The following is a 1,734-nucleotide window of genomic DNA, read 5'->3' on the forward strand; positions in this document are numbered from 1 at the left end:
AAAGTGCCTCTTTGCGAATGACACTTTTCCCAATAACCTCCAAAATGATCCCTCCCCCATGATTAAGCGGATTTCTAGAATCCAGAATACTCTGCCTGAATATCGATTTCAAACTAGACAAAAAAACACTTAATCTGGAATGGTCCATATAAGCTCCATCTTTTCATGTACAGGTTTTCTCCGCACCTCAATTAATTGGGCAACAATACTAATGGCAATTTCTTCAGGGCCCTTGGCTCCAATACTCTTACCAACAGGTGAATGAATCCAATTTGGGATTGTTTCACGTTCTAGTAATCTTTTTGTTCTTTCTTGTGGACCTAATACACCTAAATATCTTATGTGTTCCTTTTCTATCACCTTTAAAAGTTCTTTATCTCTCTCGAAATGATGGGTCATAATTACAACATAATCATAGGGGGAAAAGGCAATATTTCTTAAAAGCTTTTCAGGGTAGCCAATCAAAATTCGGTCTGCATATGGAAAGTTTTTTTTCTGACAAAATTCTTCCCGCCAGTCACCTATAGTGACGGAAAAGCCTGAAATCGAGGCTAGGTGGACAAGCGGTATTGCATCAGGTCCTGCCCCGAAGATAATCAGTCGCGGTTTAGGTTCATACGTATGCTGATAAATAGAATGCGGGCCCGTCATTATTCCGCTTTTGGAGGTAAAGGCAATTTTCGGGATTGGTCCTGACCAATTTCCAAACGGATCACCTTCCTCCTCAATAAACAGATACTCCCCTAAATCATCCAATTTCTTTAACATGATTACCGGTTTGCAGCGTTCGAGGGATTTTCTTACCACAAAAAAATCCTCTTTTAGTTTTTCAGAGACTGGCTCTAGTAAGATATCAATGGTTCCATTAAAACCTGACCCTTTCCTCCATCTAGGATTATTCTCCTCTGACATGTTAAAATGGAGTATTTTAGCCTCCTGCTTCTTGAAAACATCTTTTGCTTCTATAGCGACTTCTTTTTCCACTGCCCCGCCTGCTAACATTCCGATTTGCTTTCCATATTCCAAAAAGAGCATGGAAGAACCTTCTCTTTTATAGGCGGATCCTTCCACTCGAATAACCGTTGCTAATACTTGTTTTCCTGGCTGATCAATGACTTCTAATATCGGATAAATATCATCCATGAAACTCCTCCAATTTACACATGTTAATACTTATCCTATTTATATTAATTTGGTGGCTATTCCTAGAATGATTAATTTTTTTCAGTTGTACCAAGCGGTCACATTTTCTCCATGTTAAACAGTGATTTTCAAGGATAAATAAACCCTTTTAATATAGCTTGAAGAAGTGCGTAGCAAAGCTCTGAATCATGAAGCTGATTTTCTTTCACTCTGGTTAAACATTCCTTAATATCAAGTTTGATTACCTTAATCCTTTCATGTTCTTCAAGCTGTTGGTTAAGGTTAATTCCTATTTCCGAGGTAAAAAATACGTGGGTGATTTCATTGGTCCGCCATGAGGCAGGCTGCAAATAACCAAGGTAATGCACCCTTCCACATTGATAACCTGTTTCTTCAAAAAATTCTCGTCTGGCTGCATATTCTAGATCTTCCCCTTTCTTCACACCGCCCCCAGGTAATTGTATAACGTTTGAAGTGACAGGTTTCCGATACTGCTCAATTAGTATGACTGAATTTTGTTCGATTGCCAGCATCACAACACCTTGATATTCATCGACTACAAAATAAGGCCTGTGAAATGGGTCCTCTATA

Annotated in this window: 2 protein-coding genes; both read right to left on the reverse strand. The window is 38.8% G+C overall.

The window, feature by feature from the left end; all coding sequences use genetic code 11:
- Nucleotides 1–129: 129 nt before the first annotated feature.
- Nucleotides 130–1,143 (reverse strand): XdhC family protein, encoded by a 1,014-nt coding sequence (locus V7137_RS09675; RefSeq protein ID WP_335697887.1) that lies wholly within the window; start codon nt 1,141–1,143, stop codon nt 130–132.
- A 128-nt stretch (nt 1,144–1,271) separates the two neighbouring features.
- Nucleotides 1,272–1,734 (reverse strand): NUDIX hydrolase (locus V7137_RS09680; protein WP_335697888.1); only part of this gene is annotated, 463 nt, incomplete at its 5' end.

It is taken from the genome of Neobacillus drentensis (assembly GCF_036962765.1).
Lineage (GTDB): Bacteria > Bacillota > Bacilli > Bacillales > Cytobacillaceae > Neobacillus > Neobacillus drentensis_C.

Coding starts and splice junctions, on each gene's coding strand:
- V7137_RS09675 (WP_335697887.1), bottom strand. CDS start 1,143: ATGGATGATATTTATCCGATATTAGAAGTCATTGATCAGCCAGGAAAA.